This window comes from Salimicrobium salexigens, assembly GCF_900156705.1.
Lineage (GTDB): Bacteria > Bacillota > Bacilli > Bacillales > Halobacillaceae > Salimicrobium > Salimicrobium album.
In genome coordinates this window covers 45,573-66,611 of the sequence record NZ_FTOK01000009.1, presented here as the reverse complement: position 1 = coordinate 66,611, position 21,039 = coordinate 45,573, and the positions used below count along the sequence as shown (strand labels likewise).

Genomic DNA, 21,039 nt, shown 5'->3' with positions numbered 1-21,039 from the left:
AAAGAGCGGCCGGGGGCCACTCTCATTTCATATACCTTTCTTCCAGTAAGTAACGGAGCGTGTCGATCTGTGACTGAATTTCCGTGCCGATATTCGTTTCTCTCACAAGCTTCCGCTCCATTTCCTTATCTACGAGACGACGTACGGAAAGAACGTCGATGCCGTCTTTCAGCACTTCTTCCCGGGAACTGAATTTCTGATGGGCCACCAGCTGCATACCGAAGGAGTTGAAGAGCAGCGTGTAACCGGCGATTCCCGTCGTGGACTGATAGGCTTTAGAGAAGCCGCCGTCGATGACGACCATCTTCCCGCCGGCTTTCACCGGGTTCTCTCCTTCGATTTCCTTCACCGGCGTGTGCCCGTTGATGATATGACCCTGATCCGGGTCCAGATCGAAATCCTCCAGCATCTTCCGGCACACTTCCTCGTTTTCACGCAGGTAGTAGTAAGGATTCTTTTCCTCTTTGTGCGTCGCCTTATCGCTGATGAAGTACCGTTCAAACGTCGTCATTTCCCGTTTGCCGAACAGCGACGAATACTCGCCCGTCCACAGATACCACACCATATCCGTAGCCAGATCATCCGTCTCTTCGGGATGAGCGAAGCTGTACCGGAGCTTCTCTTCGAACAGATCGAGAAGATCACGGCCTCCGTACGTCTGCCCTTCGATCGTCATCGTTTCCATATTGCCGTCCTCGTCAAGCGGAATACAGCCATGAATAAGCAGATTCCCGTTGTACTTCAGGTACAGGTTCCCTTTTTTCATAAGAAACTTCATGTGCCGCGTCAGCTTCTCCGAATGCTGGATGGAGAAGAGAAGCTTATCAATCACCTGCTGCTCTTCTTCGAGAAGCCGGGCCGGGTCTTCCGGGTCGATCGTCTGGAAACACGGATTCTCAAGCGGGTACATTTTCCCTTTCAGGTATATCTCCTCCCGCTCGTAATCGATTTTATCAAGGAGAAGTCTCCCGTCCATGTTGAAGCAGTCACGGCGTTTGATAATTGGACTTTCGAGTTTGAACTGAATCATGGCAATCGCCTGATGGATTTTGGCGATCTGGAGCTGCTCCTGTTCCGTCAGCCGTTCATCCCCCTGAAGTTTCGGGCGGAATGCCGGGTTGTCCCCGTAATACTTCTCCGCAAGACTGAGCAGCGGACGCAGATTGATTCCGTAGGCATCCTCAATAATATCCAGATTCGCATAGCGGGCACAGATCCTCAATATGTTGGCGAGACAGACTTTGGACCCTGCGTAGGCGCCTATCCACAATACGTCGTGGTTCCCCCACTGGATATCGAGGGAATGATAGTCGATGAGGGTATCCATAATTTTGTCCGGCTCCGGTCCCCGGTCGTAAATATCTCCGACGACGTGCAAATGGTCGACGACGAGACGCTGGATCGTGTACGCCAGTCCGGCGATCAGTTTATCGGACTGACGCAGCGTAATGATCTGCTCCATGATGCTTGAGTAATAGTCGGTTTTATTCGTGTACCGGTCCGTTTTGTAAAGCAGTTCTTCAATGAGAAAAACGAACTGCGACGGCAGAGCTTTCCTCAGTTTGGTGCGCGTATACTTGGAAGAAGCGTAAGGAATCAGCTCAAGCATCCGTACGATGATCGTCTTGTACCACTCGTTCAGCTCTTCATCACTCGTGAAGGTCCCTTTAATCAGCTTCAGTTTCTCCTCCGGATAGTAGATGAGCGTTGCGAGCTCGCTGATGTCCTGCTCGCTCAATTCGTCTTTGAAAATATCCCGGATTTTCTCTTTCACTTTTCCGGAACCGTTCCGGAGGACGTGCTGGAAGGCCTGGTACTCCCCGTGCAGATCGCTCACGAAGTGTTCCGTCCCTTTCGGCAGATTGAGAATCGCTTCCAGATTGATGATTTCCGTAACAACTTCCTCTTCACTGCCGTATTTCTCCGCCAGTAAATCCAGGTATTTTTTACTCACCTGATCACGCTCCTATGTATGTATATTATTTCAATTAGTATAACATAGTGTATATTATGATGACATATTGTGACGGGTGAAAATTGTCCCTATTTTCGCTGCATCCTTTCATTTTCCTTTTAAAGGAAAGCGGATACATGGTAAAGTTAAAAGAGCTTGTACCATACATAAGGGAGTTTTTCATAATGAAGAAAGTTCTCCGGATCGCCAGTGCGTTCATCGGAATCATCGTCGGGGCAGGATTTGCTTCCGGCCAGGAGATTTTGCAGTATTTCACCAGTTACGGGTACGCAGGAACGATTGGTGCCATCATCGCCACCGCCATCTTCGCCTATATGGGCATGATGCTGACGAAACTGGGGACAAGAATGAAAGCCACCTCCCACAAAGAAGCCATCTACCGGGTGAGCGGAAAATGGCTCGGTCTCATCGTCGATTACGTCATCATCTTTACGCTATTCGGCGTCGGAGTGGTCATGATTGCCGGGGCCGGTTCCATACCGAGTCAGCAGTTCGGGCTTCCGAGTGTGCTCGGCACGATTCTGATGAGTGTGCTCGTCGTCGCCACCATTCTGATGAATGTAGAGAAAGTGGTGAATGTCATCGGAAGTATTACCCCTTTTCTCATTGCCACCGTCGTTCTTGTGGCTGTATACAGTATAGCTACGATGGACGGAGGACTCAGCAGTCTTGATGCTACAGCAAAAGCGCAGGATTCGGTCGTTGAGAGTTCCTTCCTGTTTCTACCGGGCTGGTTCATTTCCGCTCTTAACTACGTATCATTCAACATCGCCGTCGGGGCATCGATGTCGCTCCTGATGGGAGGGAACGAAGATAACGAACGCACCTCTTCCATCGGAGGACTGCTCGGAGGCCTCTCTCTCGGACTGATGATTGTCCTCAGCCACCTGGCCATTTTCTCGAAAGTGGACATTGTCGCAAACGTGGATATGCCGATGCTGAAGCTCGTCGACGATATTGCACCGGGACTTGGAGTGCTGTTTTCCATCGTCCTGTTCGGTATGGTGTTCAACACGGCCATCAGTATGTTTTTCTCTCTCGCTGCGAGATTCACGACTGTCGGTACGAAGCAGCATAAGCAGTTCGTTTTCACTGTCGGCGCTGTAGCACTCGCGCTCAGCTTCGTCGGCTTCACCGATCTTGTAGCTATCTTCTATCCGCTGATCGGTTACATGGGGCTGTTTCTGATTGCCGCCCTCATTACCGCTCCGTTCCGCCTGAGTAAAGAAAAAGCGGCAGCGGAAGAACACCGATCCGCTTAAAAGAAACTCCCTGCGTGCGTAACCCGGAATGTAGGACCCGGGACGCGTGCAGGGAGTTTTTTATGGAAAAAATATACGACAAAAGTATAGTAAAAGAACGACGCGTCGCTTTCCACGGGCACGGCCTCAGCTTCCCTAATCAGGCGAAGCGCCTGATCAGGGGGATCTTCAGCTCGTGCTGTTCCCGTAGGAGTCTCCGTGTGTTCTAGTCATAATATCTACCATACTATTTTCACCCATACCTCTATTTTTAGCAGTACCCTATAATAGGATGAAACAACAGGACTCTCACCTCAAACTCCAAATGCTCTTACAATATTAAAACGGCACTGATGACGTACAATAGTTTGTGTAAAGCTCTTGAAGACAAAAAAAGAGGTAGGGTATCCTCATAGTTAACGACCAAATCAACTCATGAAAGGGGATCCCCTACCTATGTCTACAAGTATAGGACAAAACAACTTTGAAAATCAATTAGAGGACATGGTCCGTTCCTTCGTTCAGGAAAAGCTGGAGACTGTCATGAAGGAAGAAATGAACCAGTTCTTCGAAGAGAATCCGGAACTGAAAAATTATAAAAACGGTAGTTATGGCCGCCAATTGGATACAAAGTACGGACGTATCGAAGACCTCCAGGTACCGAGAGATCGGGACAATGCATTTCAGACAGAAATGTTTCAGCCCTATCAGCGATACGAACAGTGGTTGGGGGAAACGATTGTCACCATGTATCACAAAGGCATGAGTACGCGTGAAATCGGAAACTTCCTCGAGCATATCCTCGGTCATGCTTACGCCCCTGGCACGATCAGTAACATCACCGATGTGGTGATGGAAGACATCCGTGCCTGGCAGGAGCGCCCTCTCCAGAAAAGATATGCCGTTCTTTATCTCGACGGCACGTACCTGAAATTGCGCCGGGACGATGTGGCGAATGAGGTCGTCTACGTGGTCATCGGCGTTACGGAAGACGGGTATCGCGAGATTCTCGGTTTCTATGTCGGTGGTCAGGAAAGCTCCCTCGGTTGGGAGGAAGTCCTCTCGGACATCTATCGCCGTGGTTGTGAGGAGGTTCTTCTCGGAATCTTCGATGGTCTTCCCGGTCTGGAGGAAGCGATGAAAGCTATCTATCCAAAAGCTGATGTGCAGCGCTGTGTCGTCCATAAAGTACGGAACACGCTGAACAAGGTCCGGAAAAAGGACCGTTCCGCCATCAGTGAAGACATGAAAGCCATTTATCGGTCCAACAGTAAAGAAGAAGCGGAAAAACAGTTGGACACCTTCTGTGACACATGGCAGAAGAAGTATCCGAAAATCGCCAGATCCTGGAGGGAGGACTTTCACGTCCTCATTACGTTCCTGAACTATCCTTCCTCCATCCGCCCGATGATCTACACGACAAACATCATCGAGCGCACCATGAAGGAATTCAAGAAACGGCTGAAGACGATGAACAGCCTGCCGTCCGAAGAAGCCGTAGAAAAGGTGATCTATATGGTTTCAGATGAATGCAACACCAAATGGTCTACACGCAGACTCCGTGGCTTCAAGGAAGCAAGCCCTGAACTGCACACCATGTTCGAAGAACGGTATGGGTCTCAAACTGAGACAGAGGAGAAAAGCTAACCCCTCCTCCGAGGATCACCCTACTGTTTTACACAAACTTATTGACGGTACCTATTAAAGTATCACTTCATTTATGCTCCAAAAATTTCTCTTCGGCAATGGCCGGTAGTACATTATCAAAAAAATGAGCGTTACTATTACTGCTTTTATACCCACCATCATCAGTTTGAAGCTCTTTCATTCTATCGTAAAACATTTGAGCATCGTGAAGATTTTCATTCTCTATATATGTTATGGTTAAAATCGCATAAACAGAGGGAGATTCATACGTCACAGTCGATTCTAACGTATCTCTGTCATACCTTCCATATACTATTCCTGACTCCAGCATTTCTTCTTCTACGAATTCAAAAAAACTTTCTGTTTGAATTTCAAGTAAATTACTGTTCAAAGCTATCAAACTCTGATCTATCATATTCACTTCTGACTGACGATTGAAATTCCCTGAATCTATCTCATATACTTCAGGGAAAAACACATCCTGTTTCACTTTTTCTAATAAGTTTACATGGACCTCCTTTATTTGATTATCAAAATAGTCGAGAGCTTCGGCATCGATATATGACAAACGAATATCTTGGGAAGCTTTTTGAGATTTCATATCGTAGAAATCGACAATTAAATTATTTTTAATTTGATGGACTTTGATAAAAGTTTTAATTTCATCAGCAATAGTTTTATATTCACTATCCCATTCTTTCGCTCCTTCATATAGAGACCTCATAATTCGAAGATCATCTACAGAGGCATTCGAATGACCATCTTGACTTTTCCATTGAACAAAGCCGCCCTGAGAAATTTGCTCAACTTTTTTTGCTTGTTGCTGAAAAGCTTCCTTTTGATCAGTCAATAATAAAAAACGCATGTAAAGTCCAATGCTCTCTGTTAAATATTCTTCCTTTTTAATATAAGTTTTAATTTCACCTTTCTGATTGATGAAATTATTTTCTATAAATCTCTTTGTAGATTGATGATTATTGCCATCGTTATAAATATAAAAAGTTCCTCCTATAAAAACTAAAACGATAAAAATCACTAGAAACTTGCGCATATATGTCCCCTTTAGAACCGGATAGTTTTATCCCATTCCACTTGATTCTTTCCTCTTCTGTTTTTAATGTAATAAAACAAACTGCGAACTAATAGTATTAAAAATACTTGAGAATAAGTGAAATACATTATGACCGATATAAAACTATTATAGACACTCACTGTTCTATCAAACACCATAGCACTAGCGTGCTGTATAGTGTAGACCACATAACTCATATACCAAAACATAATCAATGGACTTTGAATGAATTCTGTACTAAGACCAAAAATTCCTATGATGAACCATATATGAGATATACTTAATAATATGACAAAAAGCAAGTAAACCGACAAATGATGGAGAGTATGCACTAAAGTTTTTCTTTGCCAAGAACTCTTACTGAACAATGCCTTTTCAAGTAAATAAATATTACCTTGGAACCATCTAGTTCTTTGTTTCACTAATGTATTAAGTGTTTCGGGTTCTTGTTCCCAGGTACGTGCATCAGGAACGATTGGTAAGACTAGCCCTCTCGATGATATTCTCATTGTTAACTCAGCATCTTCAGCTAATGCATACGGGTCATATCCTCCTAAATCGGTTATAACATCTCGTTTAAGCAACATATTAGTTCCGGTTAGAGATCCTGTGCGAAAAAGTAACCATCTACCACTTTGCATCATAAGCTGATGGACCTGAAATTCAAGTCCAATCATTCTAGTCAGCCAGTTTTTGTTCATATTTAAAGTTTTAACGTACCCAACGGCACCTGCAGCATTTTCAGTTGTTTCTGCCTTATTTACTAATAATTTTACTGATTCTGATTCTGGTTGATTATCTGCATCAAAAATAACAAAATAAGGACTATATGATATCGATAGTCCATAATTCAGGACCCTGGATTTACCTTTTGGAGTTCCAGGGGGTACTCTTATATGGTGTACATTCTTATACAAACTATCAAATTCATCTGCTATTACTGAAGTTTCATCTTTAGAATTGTCATTAAGTACATAAACGTTTAATTCCCCAGGGTATTCGAGAGAAACCATAGCTTCTAAAGTACGTTTGATGACTACTCCCTCATTATGAGCTGGTATTAAAACGTCAACGGATGGATAATCGTTAATTTCAACTTTCCTTTGTCTACTCCGATCAATTGCTCCGGCAATAGTCAAGACAGAGTAAAATACAAGCATTACCCAGAAAAATATCATGATAGCTACTAATACATAACTCATTGGGCCTCACCGCTATATAGTTCAGTCTCAAGAAATGTATCGTTTAATTCCTCTTCAGACACAATAAATATTTGATTCGAAAGATCGATCTGATTGTCCAGTAATCCCCTAAATCTATTTAGCACTATCTCTTTCCCTTTTTCATTTGTGTTTTGTAACAAAACAATAAATGTATTCGAGTCATACCTGCCTACTAAATCAAAATCTCCTCGAACTGTAGTTATCAGGGTATTACCAATTGTTTTAGTGATTGCATTTTCGGTGTGTTGAATCGATGGATTGATAGAAACAAATATAATTAACCCTCGTTCATCCCTTCTCTTCAAACCCGCCCAAATCACTTTTGCTTTTTCCATAAATTCGTTCTTGGTGAATACATTTGTTTGCTCCTCAAACCTTTGAAGTCTAGATAGCTTATCCTTCATTTGGAACAATCTTTTTGAATCTCTCTTTAGTAGAAAAAAGATAATCCATAAAACAGTAACTATAGCTGCAAACATTAGATGGTTAAAGACCAAAGGAAGTTGATCAATTGATGTTAACTTAGCTTGATAAGCATCATACGTTAATAAAAAGCCAGTAACAATCACTTCTGAGATAAGTATAATAAATGCAATTGAACTTTTTAAAAACGTAAACAACCCTCCTGTAGCCAAAATAACTACCAAATAAGTTATTTGATAATTATCCTCTATCGTTAAAAAACCTGCAACTAAAGTAAACAGTACTATAAACAACCCATAAATTAGGTTAGGTTTTTCCATTTAAACAACTCCATAGTAAAAAAGATTCACTACCTATATCTTACCATAGCTTAGAATTATCCGTGAAACATAATGTAGAAAATTGATATTTTAAACAAGTACTAATTTATATGATTAGGTTTGCAAATGTATGGCCATAATTCTATTAAGTTACAAGACTAGTTAAGTTTATGGTGCATACATGTGAAAGGGGAATAACTAATGGAAAATTCGTTAGGTGCCAGGTTGAAATCTTTGCGAAAGAGATCAGGAAAGAGCCAAGCTGAATTAGCAAAGCATCTGGGAATTTCTACAGCTTACATTGGCTTCCTTGAAAAAGGAACAAGGAAGGGCTCAGATGACATGCTAGGAAAAATGGCAGACTATTTTAATATTTCATTCGATGAATTGCTTCAACTTAGGGACGAAGATTTCTATTATAACCCAGACAAAGATACAAGAAGTTATAGCTCAGAAGAATCTTCAGCTGCTCTTACCCCTCTAGAAGAATTGAACAAAGAACTTTCATCTTTGGATCCATCTATACAAGAACAAATGGTCATAGAATTAAAAGAAGCATTACAGAAAAAATTAGACGGGTTAATAACTGCCTATGCCCTTGATCAAGTAGAACAATTGATCGACAAAGTTAAAAACTATTGGCTTTCATTTGCAAAAGAAAAACCACATGACAAGCCATCACTTAAAAAGATAAATTTCTCTTAATTTCTCCTCCGTAATATCTTCAAAGGTAGAACAACCCGTTAAGTTCGAAAGTACCGGATCAGACGTTTGGTACAAATTTACTGTTTCTAAGTGGTAAGGCATCTTAAGTTGCCCTTTCGACACCCAGTCACTGGCCTCTAACACCTCTAAAGAGATGGAAAAACTGGCTCCCGCATCTTCAGGTTTTTCTACATCTTTACTTATAATGTCTGAACCTTCTTTATTCTTATCTTCTTTCTCCCACCATTTAAAATCCTCTGGTTTCTCTTGAAAATTTTTATTGAGTAGAAACCAGGCAGGCTGGTTGTTGGTCGCCCTCCCTCCTTTTTTAGCAAAACGGAAGTAGAGGTGACGTCGCTTTAAGGCAAAAAGCTTATCTTTTATACCCCAGTCTCCTATAATCCACAAAGCGCCATTTTTATCGCGTTTATCCACGTACTCTATTCCTTCTTCGTCCAAGTATTTAAATAAAAAGAATTCTTCCTGAGGATTTTCCTCTTGTTCGACTTTCTCAGTATCCGCTTCTTTAGATTTAGATAAGACTTCTCTTTCTTTTTTTATTTCTTCTAGTTGGTTCTGTAACTCACGCTTCATTTCATCCATTTGGTGAAAACTTTGTTCTACAAAGGGTTGGACTAATTCCTTTACTTTTTCCTCGGATAACCCTGATTCGTTCTTTTTCGGCTCGGGCAACTTATATATAGGGGCTTCGAAATCATAGCTGCCATACACTTGCACGTACCAGACACTGATATCAAAAAGGTAACGGTGAGCCTTGAATCCGTCCTCGTACGTTGCAGCGTGAATATCATGAGCAGCTTTATTACCTTTCTTTCTGATCCATTCAAGCTTCGCGTATATTTCCCCTTCTACCGCGTTTTGGCGATATAATCTATAAATTCGTTCAGCATGTTTAAGTGGAACTACTGTCTCCAATTTTTCCTGCTTGCTTACAATCTTCATCAGATTTTCCGTATAAAGCCTAGCTTGGATCAATACTGATTGAGGTTGGGAAAACAAACTTTCTTCTATATCTTCCACCAGTGAAGACAGATCTTTCGAAATCGTATTTACAAACCCGAAAAGATGTGTTCCGCTCATCGTTAAGTTACCCCCTTGATGTATTGTATGAGCATTGAAGTAATAAATTGATTATAAATACATTAGCTCTATTTTCATTTTAACGAGAATTTGCAAATTTAAATAATTATTATTGCACTTTTTGTAAGGGGTTACAAAAAAATGGAGATGATTTGTGCTGGTTCGAAAACACTTCTTATACGGAGACGTGTACTACTCTTTTGTCCACCTCTCTCAAATCGAGATAACCTTCCCCGACTTTTCCAGAAGTGACCCGGTCCGTAAATAATATCCCCTTAACTGTTACATTACCGACATCCTCAAGGTATTCCCCGGACTTATTCTTTATTAATGTGAGGTAGTCAAGAAGTTCACGGAGACCCGTGATGGCGTATTCCTGATTGGTCGTATGCTTCACTTCACCAATCACGACTTTTTTCAATTGGTGGTCTTGTTTGTCATACATCTCCACTATTATGTCAGGACGCCCTCTCCAATACATCGAAGAGTCGAATCCTTTTCCGAAAAACTTGTGAGCCAGTGTTTCTGCACTTCGATGAGAAGCTAATTGACGATTGAGGAAGGGGTGATAATAGCTTGCGACTTCCTTCGTACTTACAGAAAAATTAAGCTCTGAGGAGCCATCGGAATCATGATAGAGCTTGTATAAGTAAGTCTTGTCCTCCCATTCGGCAACAAGATTATTGTTGCCATCCATAACGTTCAACCGGGCCTTTTTCGTATTTGTTTCAATTAATCGGACTACCCAGTAAAGCTCGAACAGAACAGATTCTTCCTTTGGAAATATAAAGGTCTCCCTGAGAAGATGACGAATTTCTTCCTCGTTCATCTCCCCCTCTTTAATTTTCCTATACTGTTGTAAAAGAGAAGCTGCCCCTCGATATAAAGGGTTGCGATGCTTTAACGTATCGATGACCATCCGATCGGTCACTTTTGCCTGTTCTCTGCGTACACGAGATAGATACACATTTTTCGTAAGCATCTGGCGGACGATCAATTTTAGATTTTTCCACTCCTGAAACCATGCGTATTTCTCGTAGTGTTTATTATCAATAGTAGTGAAAAGAATCGTCTCCAGCACTTGAAGGAGTTCCAGCAAAACTTGGTTCTCTTTTATAGCGTACTCCCGATTCCTTTCGTTCACCGCAAAAATTGTCCGGTCCCTGGCATTTTTCGCTAATCTTTCATTGATGGTCCTCGGCCAGTTCACCTGCCCTTTTATTTTCCCGTGATACGTATCCTGCTTTAATGTAGTCGAGGTTTTAAACCTTCGAATGAGGGTTGGCAGCTCTCTTACGAATTCCTTCACTTCCGCCTGCATTAGAAAATGAATTTGCAATAGTTGATCCAGGTTGGAAATCTCCAAATCCGTCTTTTCAATAAATGAGTTGAATCCTACCTTCCCCGATTTAAGATAAACGACGAGAAAGTCACTAATTTCTTCTATGAGTTCTTCTGCACTCCGCTTCATACGTTACCCCTTTATATGAAAGAAATCTTCAGCAAATTGAATAAGCTTATCCTCTTCAACCTCCGGAACCTCTCGAACCTCCTGAATGAATTCCAAAATCTCTTTATCCAGCAGTCCTTCAAACTGAGGCAATACATAAAGGATGATAGCGGAGGTCAGGTCCCCTTCATCTTTCACATACCTCGCTATATCTTCTATAATGGCCGGCCCGATAGGACGATACTCATTGATATACTTCCACATCGATACTAAAGTGTCAGTGTACTTAAAGTTCGCTATTTCCCACGTTTCTAAATAATTTTTGACTAACTGATCGTCAATATCCCTCGGTATACCAACAGGAATGAAAGCGAACCTTCTCATAAACGCATAACTCATTTCGTACAAGGAAGCTTTGTCTAACGTATTCATCGTTCCTATCAAACGCCAGCTCTTAGGGATGATATATTCCCACTCATTCGGCACAACCGTTTTTTCATCCTTCTGAGGCTTCAGGAGGAGTGGCCTTCCACTTTTCGTCTGGAAATTCAACGTAATAGGGTCTCCCGTCAATGCAGAGAACAGGGAGCCGAATGCTTTATCAATATCCGCCCGATTCATCTCATCGATAATCAGCCATTTGTTTTGAGGGAGGCTTGTCGTTTCGTCTTTGAAACATTCAAGAAAGAGACCCGGGCTGAATGACAACGTCCCATCACTATTCGGTCGGTAACCGCCTATAGTTTCGTACGTCGACCAGTCGGACGTAGCAGTGGACATTTTATAATCCGCTTTGAACATATCACATATATATTTAGCCAGTTTGGATTTACCTGTGCCGGGAGGACCCGTCAGAATAATATGTTTGCCATTCGCCATCGCTGTCCGCACTTGTGTAACTAACTCTTCTTCTCCTTCAAAATATAAGTGACCAGGGAGTTTGTTCGCTTTAAAAGTAACCTGAGGAACTTCTATCTCTTCTTCTGTTCCTTCTATAAGACCTTTGACGAAACGATAGCCTTCTTCAGGTATTTCAAAAATAGTAGCCGAACTCATAACCGTAGACGGATCCACTCCTAACCTGTTTTTCAGACCGGGATCATTCGACATTACAGGTTCCTCCACTACTTTGAACCAATTCACGCCGATTCTTTGTCTCCACCCTTCATCTTTTTTGACATCCGCATATATGTACTTTGACTCGTCCTTTTCCTGATAAAACGGTGTGGTCACTTCGCCTATTGCCAGAAAGCCTCTACTTCCTGTATAGGCAATAACATAATCTCCGGGTGCCATTTTCTCAATAATGTTCAGGTTTTTCGTAACGACAGACTTAGATTGTCTCCCTTCTTCATATTGCATAGCTGCAATCCCTTGTGCCCTACTCTTTTCCCAAACGACGCTATTCTTGGAATAGAAAACATTGAATAACCAGTACTTTCTCTTGGGCTTGGGTGCTGATTTTGTTTTTTCGTAAAGATTATCCAGGTCTCGGACGACGTTCGCAATTGCTTCTTCAGCTTGGTCCCATGTCAACACTTCTTCTTTCGTGAACACCTTACCCACTCTTATCCAGGTATTCTCCTCGCTTTGAACCATCTGATTGTATTGTGCCTGGATCTCTTCATCCTGAAGATACGTTTCCAGTGTTATGTACTCCTCGTCTTCGTCTTCCAAAGAGGTCCACACTTTAAAGTCGGCAGGGTCTATAGACTGTTCTGCAACCCATTTTTCTACGTAGTTAATCCATGCGTTATGTTCTTCAATCGAATTACCTGACCTATCGCTACGATTGTTGTGCCATTCTAAATGGACACGCAAAGAATCTCCGTTCATCGCTACAGAATTACAAGTAGCGTCGTCTTTTCTCTCCACACGTTTGATCCTCGTCCAGAAGCGTTTTTGTATAAGCCATCCGTTGGTCCAGCTTTCTGTCTCCGCCTCGTACCCTTTACCCAACTGACCCAATACTTTTGTCATCAGTTCCTTCCAGTCTCTCCAGCCTTTCTGGTGTGATTTTTTTATTTCAGCGATTTCATTCTCTGTATATTCCTTTTTCATATTGGCAAACAACCGTAGCGGTCCTTGTAATAATTCAAACTGTTGTGCTGGTATTTTCACAATTATTCTCCTCATTAAAAAGTAATGTCAGTCATCATTCATGATAAATAAGGTGACGTTATTATAGTGAAACTTGAGTCTCGATTCTCCAGAACTATAAGAATTTATTTTCTTACGGACAACTGCTATGATGAGAACAGATCAAAGATTAGGAAAGAACGTGATGACTATGCCCACCTTGCAATATGGCACGACCACTATTGAGTACTTCATTTACTCTCATGAACGCAAAGATATGAAGATAGCCGTAGATTTAGTGAACGGTGTCATTGTCTATGTTCCTCCTTCCCTAGAGGAAGAGAAAATTCAGGGGCTCATTCAACAAAAAGCTCCCTGGATCTTATCGAAAATAAAGGCCCTAGGGGAAGTGAACGAGCCGGCTACTCCCAAAGATTTTGTCAGTGGGGAAAAAATCCCTTATCTTGGAAGGAACTACAAACTGAAAGTGTACCGGGAAGCTCTCGACACCGTTTCTTTCAAATTCCATCAGGGCAAATTCCTGGCCACCGTCCCACGGAATTGGACGCAGGAACAAGTTCAGCAAACGCTGGAACAAACACTCATCGACTGGTACAAATCCCACGGATTCTTAAAAATAAAGGAGAGGGTGCAGCGATACCAGAAGTATTTGGGAGTTACCCCTCGTTCCGTCTCGCTCCGAAATCAACGGAAGCGATGGGGGACTTGTACGCCGGAAGGTAACGTTTATTTCAATTGGCGCATTCTTTTGGCCCCTGTCCGTGTCATCGATTATATTATTGTGCATGAGCTCGCCCACCTCGCCGTACCGGAACATAATGAAAAGTTTTGGAATCTTATCCGATCGGTCCTTCCTGATTATGAAGGACGGAAAGAATGGCTCCGGGTCCACGGCATCGAATTACACTGCATCGGATAAACCAAAAGCATGATCACCCTGGATCATGCTTTTCGTCTTAGTAAGAGTTGTGTTTATAGTGAACTTCCGCCAGACTCATCAACTGTCGCGCCACGTTCTCCACTTGTTTGTTTGGACAATTACTTGCTCGTAACTGACGTTTGATTTTACTTCGCATCTCCCGCTTCACGTCGTCCTTCTCGGTCCAGTCGATGACCGCAAAGTCCTGGATGACGTCCGTAATAACGTGCGTCAGTTCTTTGACGTTCTCTTCTTCGTGCTCGGAGAGTTCTTGCTCCAACAGCTGGAAGAACGGATATTGCTTCGGCTCAAAGCCATGTTCCTTGCTCTCCTCTGCGTTGTTCATCATTTCTTCCCGCATCTCTCTGTATTCCTCTAACAGTTCTTCAATCGACATCTGACGTTCTTTCCGCTTCTCGATCAACTCTTCTAGTCGCTCTTTCAGCGACGTATATAGTACAGGATTCTCTTCTAACCTGATACGGATTTCATGCTTGATGGCATGCTCCATCTCTGCCGCCTTCGCTTCCGGTGTTTTGATTTCGTCGAGCTTCTCGTCAAAACGGTTGGATAAAATATTGACTGGATCGAATAAAATATCCGGTGTCGACGCGTAGACATGCTCTTCAATCAACTGCCGCACCTTTTCCCCGCAATCGGAGATATCCATGCCCTCTTCCACATGATACCGGGACTTGGCAAGCTTGCGAATCTTCCCGAGCCACTGGAGGTCCTCCAGATACGGTTTGGCAATCGGGTTCGGCATCACCATATCCATGCTTTCTGAAAACTGCTTGAATGCCGTATCGAATTCATTACGGATGTCTTCCGGCTCTAACACAGCGAGGCATCCTTCCAGATCATCTCGGTTCTGATAATCGAAAAAGCGCATCGCTTTCCGGTGCCTGGACTCGAGTTTCGGCACTTCGGCTTCGACGTTGTTCAGCGCCCCTTTGATATCCTCTTCATGGAAGATTCCGAGTGCTTCCTCCAAGAAACGGGACACTCCGTAGTAATCGACGATCAACCCATACGTCTTCTTGTTGTACGTACGGTTCGTCCGGGCAATCGCCTGAAGCAGGTTATGTTCTTTCAACGGCTTGTCCAGGTACATCACTTGTTCAATCGGAGCGTCGAACCCGGTGAGAAGTTTGTCACAAACAATGAGGAAGCTAAGGTTGTCATCTTCCATCGGCTTTTTGAAGCGCTGAATCACTTCTTTTTCTTCCTGTTTGGATAAATGATACTGTTTCATCTCTTCCTCGTCATTGTGACCGCCGGAGATGATCACCCTCGACTCATAGTCACTCAGTTCATCCATCACCTTTTTATACTGGACCGCAGCTTCCCGGGACACAGCCACAACCTGAGCTTTGAACCCGTTAGGACGAATATGGGTCTCATAATGATCGATGATGTCGAGAACGATGCTACGAATCCGGTTCGGTGAAGCAGTAATCGCTTCTTCCGTGGCGTATTTTTTCTTGATACGTTCACGGTCATCTTGAGAGTACTCTCGGAAAAATCGGTCAAACAGCTGATCGACCGTTTCTCCCTGGACGTGGAGATCCACCATCCGCGATTCATAGAAGATAGGAACTGTCGCTCCATCTTCGACCGCCTGTTCAATCGTGTATTTATCGATGTAGTCTCCGAACGTTCTTCTCGTACTTTTGTCTTTTTTATCGATAGGTGTTCCTGTAAAACCGATGTACGTAGCATTCGGCATCGCCAAACGCATATTCAGCGCCATTTCACTGTACTGACTACGGTGACTCTCATCGACCATGACGATGACATTCTCCGAACGAGTAAGTTCCGGAAATCGGTCTTCTCCATCAGATTCCTGGAATTTCTGTACGAGGGTCATGATGGTCGCCCCAGTCCCCTGACGAAGAAGCTCACGCAGGTTTGCGACAGATGCCGCCTGTTCCGGATTCGGAAAGCCACAGCGCCGGAACGTCTCGGAAATCTGACGATCGAGGTCCTGACGGTCGGTGACCACGACAATCGTCGGGTTCTTCATTTCCTTGATCCGCCTCAATTTCGTAGCGAGGAAAATCATCGATAATGATTTCCCGGACCCTTGCGTAGCCCATACCACACCGCCTCTATCTTTCGGCTTCTTCCCATTCAGGATACGAGATACAGCACGGTTGGTCGCCCGATACTGTTGATAATGAGCCATCTTCTTGATGACACGGCCTTCTTCCGGTTCGTAAACAATGAAATTCTGAATCAGATCAAACAACCGGTCTTTCTCAAGCGTTCCTGTCAGCAGAACATCCTGAGAGGAGGGGTTTGTTCCAATCTCATGAAGCTTATGCGGATATGGATCTTTCCACTCCCGGTAATGTTGAAGCTTGGCTCCGATCGTCCCTACTCTGGCACGATCATTACTTGTGGCAATCATGAACTGGTTGTAGAAAAACAACGTCTCATTTTCTCGTTGGTACCGTTTCAGCTGCTTTACGCCCTCCGCCATCTGTTCATCAGGCGCAAGCGTCGGACTCTTGCACTCAATGACCACTAACGGCAGCCCGTTGACGAATACTAAAACGTCAGGACGAATGGTTCCTTGGGCATTTGTGATAGAAAACTGATCGACGACCAGGAATTCGTTGTTTTCTGGGCTCTCAAAATCAATCAGTTGTACGGTTTGGCTTTTCCGTCCTTTGCCTAAATCCTGTTGAACAGAAAGACGATTAATCAATTTGGAGTGGAAGGACTCATTCCCTTCCATCAGGCTGGTTGCTTCCATGTGGGTCAAGGAGCGTACCACTTGATTCAGGTTGTTCTCATTGATCCACGAGTTCAACCGACGAACCGCTTCCGTCACCCGCTTCTTGAGTACGACGTCACCTTTCGTATCTCGCTCCTGATCCAATTGGGTACCAGTGATGTGGGTATATCCAAGCTTCTTCAAATGATCAATCACACGGTCTTCGACGAGTTTCTTCTCGTTCCAGTCACGGGTGATGTTCATGCCTCCACCACCTCGTCATCCTCAATAGGGACACGGACTTTTCCAGTGAGAAGTTGTTGCATGAGTCCTTTTTTCAACATATTCAAAACTTCTTTCTTATTAGATTCTGCTTGGATTTTATCATCGAACTTAATCAGAACATCAGTTATCCTCTTTTGTTCCGAGTATTTTGGAGTTGGCACAACCAAATCTAAGAATGAGGTTTTAGATATATTTTTCATGCTTCCGCTCGTTCCTGTGGAGATATTGCTAATTTTTGAACGCATGCTGGAAGAAGTAAGTACATAACTCAGCCACAATGTACAATAATCTTCATTTACTTCAGCTTGCCATAGACGATCCGGTAAAAAAAGGTCATCGTAATTTTTATCTACGTATGAGCTAGCTCCAACTAATGCTTCCGTGTTCATACGGCTGATTAATATATGATCGAATTTTGGATTCATAGAGGCCCTGCTTACTTCATGGGGGAGGATTGTTTTATGTTCTAAAGGATCAAAGCGTCTGTTAGTTACTGAACTAGTTTTAAGTATTCCTATTTCACCTTTATTCTTCTCTCTATTTTCAGAAGTAACACTCACCCCTGCCTTTAGAGAATTAATAATAGTTTTAAGTGGAATGACCTCCCACTCTTCAGGTATTTCTCCAATAGCAGTTTTCTTGAATTTTGTATGACCGATCCCTTTAGTCAACAACTGTTGCATCAACCCTTTTTTCACTTTCTCGGTCTGAGTGACGAGTTGTTCCGTTTTCTCAATCGCTTCATCGACGGAGGAAAGGATTGCTGTGATTTTTTGTTGTTCCGATAAAGGAGGCAAAGTTAAGTCTAAACTAGAAAGTAATGTATAAGGTACAGATTTTCTTCTATTCACGCTACCTTGACCTATGGCGTCATAAATTTGAATATACTTATGGGACCTCAATAAATTTAACAAATACTCAGAGTCAACTGTTTCATCTATTCTGAAAACCGTATACATAGGACTGATCAAGCCTACATTAAAATCTTTCAAAAGTGCAATGGACCCTTCGTTTATATGAATTGTAGAATATGCAAAGTCACCTTTTTTCACTATTTTATATTTTCCAGTATCTTTACTGTAGACCTGCTTTTTGAAATATTTAAGTGATGATACAAACCCGTCATATTTAGTAACTGATAATACCTCGTAGTTCTCCAGATTTGTATTATTATCTTTAACTTCTTTTGCAAAATCTCTTAATTTCCGTTGTTGCCATCCTTGAGGTATCACTTCATTCACGATAACCCAACTCCTTCAAAAATCTATACATTTGACCTTCTACATCATGACGTTCGTTCTCCAAGCTATTTAAATCAGCCAAGGCTTGTTGAACATCCACTAGCTCTTCTTCCTCAGTTGTGTCAACGTACCTAGCAATATTTAAATTGAACTCATTCTCTTCAATTTCATAAATGTCTACAACTCGACAGTATTTTTCCTTATCATTCCATTCGTTGTAAGCACCTACTATTTTCGAAATACCTTCTTCATTCAAAGTATTTTGGTTGACACTTTCTTGGTAGTCCTTTGAGCCATCTAGGATAAAGACTTTTCCTTTTTTCGTCTCTTCTTTGTTCCGGTTCAAAATAAGAATAGCCGCAGGGATACCCGTTCCATAGAAGAGGTTAGAAGGCAGACCAATAACTGCTTCAACTAAGTCATCTTTCAACAAACCTTCACGGATTTTTCCTTCGGCGCCCCCTCGGAATAGGACACCATGGGGCATGACCACCCCTGCTTTCCCTTCATGATTCAACGTAGATACCATGTGCTGCACGAACGCAAAGTCCCCTGCGTTCTTCGGAGGAAGGCCATAACGGAAACGCCCGTACTCGTCACTCTCTGCTTCTTCCCGTCCCCAATTTTTCAAGGAGAAAGGCGGGTTGGCGATAACGCGGTCATAAAGTAAAAGTTCTTTTCCTTCTCCCGTCAGTTTAGGTTCACGAATCGTATCTCCACGTTCAATCCGATGGTCGCTCAGCCCATGCAACAGAAGATTCATTTTACAGATCGCCCACGTATTCAGATTCCGCTCCTGCCCATGCAAGGAAAGGTTCCGAGGGTCCCCTCCATTCGCTTTGATATAATCGACGGACTGAACGAGCATCCCTCCTGAACCGACTGTAGGGTCACTCACACGCATCCCTTCCTCAGGCTTGATAAGTTTAACGATTAGCTCCACGACTTTCGTTGGCGTATAGAATTCCCCGCCTTTTTTACCGGCGTCGTCAGCAAACTGTTTAATCAGGTACTCATAAGCGCGACCGAGCATGTCCGGTTCCGATAAGTTGCTGTTTGATAGGTCTATCGAAGAGAAGTGCCGGACCAACTGAAGGAGTAAGCTGTCGGGAAGTTTTTCTTTATCATTGAAATCAATACTGGCAAGTACACCTTGTAGTGACGTATTCTCTTCTTCTAACGCTTCAAAAGCCTTGTTAATCGTGTTCCCGATATCTTGAGTCTGAGCTTGTACGTGAGACCACCGCGCTCGTTCCGGTACGAAGAACTGGTGCTCATCGGGGTCATACCATCCGTAGTCGTCTCCTTCTTCTTTTTCAATCGTTTTCGCCGTTTCCACGAACACGTCATTCAGGCGTTTCAAAAACAATAAGCCGAATATGTAGTTCTTATAATCCGAGGAGTCTATGCTCCCCCGTAGTATATTTGCAGATTCCCATAAGTGGGCTTCCAGTTGCGGTAACGTCAGTTTACTCATTGTTGTCTACCTCCGTATGTATCATTTATCTTAGTTAAAATTGTACCAAAGAAACGTTTCTTGCACCATTTCACCAGAACTGCTCTCAAGTCTGCGTAAAATAAAATAAAACTCCCTTCAAAAGCTTAGTAGTCTTAAAGGGTACTAAGTTATCTCTTGAGCTCATCGAGTGTTTTTCCATCTTCACTCTTCCATTCCTTCCATCCGTTTGCGTTTCGTCCCAACACGATTCCTGCCGCCTGGCTTGGAGAGGGGAATGAGTAATCTTCAATGAAGACGTAACTACCATCTTCTTTTTGAACAATCACTTCATCCTTCAACAACGTTTCGCGAATCAGTTTCAAATACTGATGGTAACCATTCGTCGTTTCCGGACGTATTCCAGAACCTTTGAACACGACAAAGCCTTCATCGTTATATTCCCCGCGAGCTTCAATCGTTTTACTTTTACAGTAGAAGACGTTCTGCTCATTCTCCACTGTCGTTTTTCGCATCTCTTCAAACACGGGAAAACCGAATGTCGATATTAAAATCTTCAATGTATCGAATATGTCGGCCAAATCGACTTGGCGCCATTCCGGCACGAAAGACTGGGTCGGTATCGTTTGATCGATTTTGTAACGTCCGATTCGCAGCACTTCTTCATAAGCGAGGTGCTCCAGGAACTTCACATCCGTTTTTGTGAACTGGTTTTGATGGTTATTTGTAACAAATACGACAGCAGCCTCCCAGAAATCTTTCTGTTTATGATGCTGCTCTAGACGTTTCATGCAGTCTTCAGCCTCTCCTACATAGACTTGCGGCTTCGAGTCCTCTGCATTCTGTCCAAACAGAAAATAGATACCGACGTTTCGCACTTCCGGTCGCTCGGCTGCTTTATGTAGTTCGTGGCGTGGAATATAGATTGCCTGTACCGTACGATTCGTGATTTCTGCAATCTTCACCCCACGCGGTGATCCGAATGGTAAAAATATTTGTATCGTTCTTCCTACAGGTTTCATCATGTATCCCCACTTTTTCCCTTTTTCTTCATTGTAACGGGGATGATAGGGATAAAGCACGCGTTTCTTATCTATCTTTATAAGATATACAAAAATACGTACACCATTCCTCATCCATTTAAAGAAAAGGCAACCTT

Annotated in this window: 16 protein-coding genes; 5 read left to right on the top strand and 11 right to left on the bottom strand. The window is 43.0% G+C overall.

Annotation, left to right across the window (positions count from 1 at the left end):
* Positions 1 to 22: 22 nt before the first annotated feature.
* Positions 23 to 1,954, bottom strand: coding sequence for a fructose-1,6-bisphosphatase (locus tag BW931_RS11065; protein WP_076572331.1), 1,932 nt, complete (start codon positions 1,952 to 1,954; stop codon positions 23 to 25).
* 185 nt (positions 1,955 to 2,139) lie between these two features.
* On the opposite strand from BW931_RS11065, the gene BW931_RS11060 reads away from it, so the two are divergent.
* The 3 genes from BW931_RS11060 to BW931_RS11055 all read left to right on the top strand — a co-directional run bounded on the left by BW931_RS11060 (position 2,140) and on the right by BW931_RS11055 (position 4,863).
* The gene (locus tag BW931_RS11060; RefSeq protein ID WP_076572365.1) at positions 2,140 to 3,237 is read left to right on the top strand and encodes a YkvI family membrane protein; all 1,098 of its coding nucleotides are present in this window, start codon (positions 2,140 to 2,142) and stop codon (positions 3,235 to 3,237) included.
* Between the two features lie 62 nt (positions 3,238 to 3,299).
* Positions 3,300 to 3,446, top strand: a complete 147-nt coding sequence (locus BW931_RS13560) for a hypothetical protein (protein WP_159435707.1) — start codon at positions 3,300 to 3,302, stop codon at positions 3,444 to 3,446.
* A gap of 226 nt (positions 3,447 to 3,672) precedes the next feature.
* Positions 3,673 to 4,863, top strand: a complete 1,191-nt coding sequence (locus BW931_RS11055) for an IS256 family transposase (protein ID WP_076572329.1) — start codon at positions 3,673 to 3,675, stop codon at positions 4,861 to 4,863.
* A gap of 67 nt (positions 4,864 to 4,930) precedes the next feature.
* Here BW931_RS11055 and BW931_RS11050 read toward each other — a convergent pair whose 3' ends face one another.
* The 3 genes from BW931_RS11050 to BW931_RS11040 are packed head-to-tail and all read right to left on the bottom strand — an operon-like array spanning position 4,931 to position 7,901.
* Positions 4,931 to 5,899 carry a hypothetical protein gene (locus BW931_RS11050; RefSeq protein ID WP_159435705.1) on the bottom strand — a complete coding sequence of 323 codons (969 nt, stop codon included), beginning with the start codon at positions 5,897 to 5,899 and terminating at the stop codon, positions 4,931 to 4,933.
* Positions 5,900 to 5,925: 26 nt separating this feature from the next.
* Entirely contained in the window at positions 5,926 to 7,137 is a 1,212-nt protein-coding gene (locus tag BW931_RS11045; protein WP_076572325.1) for a glycosyltransferase family 2 protein, read from the bottom strand.
* Positions 7,134 to 7,901: a GGDEF domain-containing protein gene (locus BW931_RS11040; protein ID WP_076572323.1), complete on the bottom strand. Its 768-nt coding sequence runs from the start codon at positions 7,899 to 7,901 to the stop codon at positions 7,134 to 7,136. Before BW931_RS11040 ends, BW931_RS11045 begins: the two co-directional genes overlap by 4 nt.
* Positions 7,902 to 8,102: 201 nt before the next feature.
* Between BW931_RS11040 and BW931_RS11035 the strand changes: the two genes are divergently transcribed.
* On the top strand, positions 8,103 to 8,606 hold the full coding sequence (locus BW931_RS11035; protein ID WP_076572321.1) for a helix-turn-helix domain-containing protein: 504 nt from the start codon (positions 8,103 to 8,105) through the stop codon (positions 8,604 to 8,606).
* Here BW931_RS11035 and BW931_RS11030 read toward each other — a convergent pair.
* The 3 genes from BW931_RS11030 to BW931_RS11020 all read right to left on the bottom strand — a co-directional run bounded on the left by BW931_RS11030 (position 8,580) and on the right by BW931_RS11020 (position 13,293).
* On the bottom strand, positions 8,580 to 9,707 hold the full coding sequence (locus BW931_RS11030) for a DUF4145 domain-containing protein (protein ID WP_076572319.1): 1,128 nt from the start codon (positions 9,705 to 9,707) through the stop codon (positions 8,580 to 8,582). The two genes, BW931_RS11035 and BW931_RS11030, sit on opposite strands and share 27 nt — an antisense overlap.
* Before the next feature lie 175 nt (positions 9,708 to 9,882).
* Positions 9,883 to 11,178 (bottom strand): hypothetical protein, encoded by a 1,296-nt coding sequence (locus BW931_RS11025; protein WP_076572317.1) that lies wholly within the window; start codon positions 11,176 to 11,178, stop codon positions 9,883 to 9,885.
* Positions 11,179 to 11,181: 3 nt separating this feature from the next.
* Positions 11,182 to 13,293 (bottom strand): HI_0552 family protein, encoded by a 2,112-nt coding sequence (locus tag BW931_RS11020; RefSeq protein WP_084193928.1) that lies wholly within the window; start codon positions 13,291 to 13,293, stop codon positions 11,182 to 11,184.
* A gap of 148 nt (positions 13,294 to 13,441) precedes the next feature.
* Between BW931_RS11020 and BW931_RS11015 the strand changes: the two genes are divergently transcribed.
* Positions 13,442 to 14,176, top strand: a complete 735-nt coding sequence (locus BW931_RS11015) for a M48 family metallopeptidase (RefSeq protein WP_234972628.1) — start codon at positions 13,442 to 13,444, stop codon at positions 14,174 to 14,176.
* A gap of 37 nt (positions 14,177 to 14,213) precedes the next feature.
* Here the strand turns inward: BW931_RS11015 and BW931_RS11010 are convergent, their stop codons facing one another.
* The 4 genes from BW931_RS11010 to BW931_RS10995 all read right to left on the bottom strand — a co-directional run bounded on the left by BW931_RS11010 (position 14,214) and on the right by BW931_RS10995 (position 21,016).
* Positions 14,214 to 17,162: a type I restriction endonuclease subunit R gene (locus tag BW931_RS11010; protein WP_076572313.1), complete on the bottom strand. Its 2,949-nt coding sequence runs from the start codon at positions 17,160 to 17,162 to the stop codon at positions 14,214 to 14,216.
* On the bottom strand, positions 17,159 to 18,424 hold the full coding sequence (locus BW931_RS11005; RefSeq protein WP_076572310.1) for a restriction endonuclease subunit S: 1,266 nt from the start codon (positions 18,422 to 18,424) through the stop codon (positions 17,159 to 17,161). Before BW931_RS11005 ends, BW931_RS11010 begins: the two co-directional genes overlap by 4 nt.
* Positions 18,417 to 19,901, bottom strand: a complete 1,485-nt coding sequence (locus BW931_RS11000; protein ID WP_076572308.1) for a type I restriction-modification system subunit M — start codon at positions 19,899 to 19,901, stop codon at positions 18,417 to 18,419. The genes BW931_RS11005 and BW931_RS11000 overlap by 8 nt, the downstream gene beginning before the upstream one ends.
* 149 nt (positions 19,902 to 20,050) lie before the next feature.
* Positions 20,051 to 21,016: a GIY-YIG nuclease family protein gene (locus BW931_RS10995; protein ID WP_200802047.1), complete on the bottom strand. Its 966-nt coding sequence runs from the start codon at positions 21,014 to 21,016 to the stop codon at positions 20,051 to 20,053.
* Positions 21,017 to 21,039: the final 23 nt, after the last annotated feature.

Excerpts from the sequence above, each read along its gene's own strand:
- BW931_RS11060 (WP_076572365.1), top strand. The coding sequence starts at position 2,140 with ATGAAGAAAGTTCTCCGGATCGCCAGTGCGTTCATCGGAATCATCGTC.
- BW931_RS11020 (WP_084193928.1), bottom strand. The coding sequence starts at position 13,293 with ATGAGGAGAATAATTGTGAAAATACCAGCACAACAGTTTGAATTATTA.
- BW931_RS11045 (WP_076572325.1), bottom strand. The coding sequence starts at position 7,137 with ATGAGTTATGTATTAGTAGCTATCATGATATTTTTCTGGGTAATGCTT.
- BW931_RS11055 (WP_076572329.1), top strand. The coding sequence starts at position 3,673 with ATGTCTACAAGTATAGGACAAAACAACTTTGAAAATCAATTAGAGGAC.
- BW931_RS11040 (WP_076572323.1), bottom strand. The coding sequence starts at position 7,901 with ATGGAAAAACCTAACCTAATTTATGGGTTGTTTATAGTACTGTTTACT.
- BW931_RS11015 (WP_234972628.1), top strand. The coding sequence starts at position 13,442 with ATGACTATGCCCACCTTGCAATATGGCACGACCACTATTGAGTACTTC.
- BW931_RS11035 (WP_076572321.1), top strand. The coding sequence starts at position 8,103 with ATGGAAAATTCGTTAGGTGCCAGGTTGAAATCTTTGCGAAAGAGATCA.
- BW931_RS13560 (WP_159435707.1), top strand. The coding sequence starts at position 3,300 with ATGGAAAAAATATACGACAAAAGTATAGTAAAAGAACGACGCGTCGCT.
- BW931_RS11025 (WP_076572317.1), bottom strand. The coding sequence starts at position 11,178 with ATGAAGCGGAGTGCAGAAGAACTCATAGAAGAAATTAGTGACTTTCTC.
- BW931_RS11030 (WP_076572319.1), bottom strand. The coding sequence starts at position 9,707 with ATGAGCGGAACACATCTTTTCGGGTTTGTAAATACGATTTCGAAAGAT.
- BW931_RS11010 (WP_076572313.1), bottom strand. The coding sequence starts at position 17,162 with ATGAACATCACCCGTGACTGGAACGAGAAGAAACTCGTCGAAGACCGT.
- BW931_RS10995 (WP_200802047.1), bottom strand. The coding sequence starts at position 21,016 with ATGAGGAATGGTGTACGTATTTTTGTATATCTTATAAAGATAGATAAG.
- BW931_RS11000 (WP_076572308.1), bottom strand. The coding sequence starts at position 19,901 with ATGAGTAAACTGACGTTACCGCAACTGGAAGCCCACTTATGGGAATCT.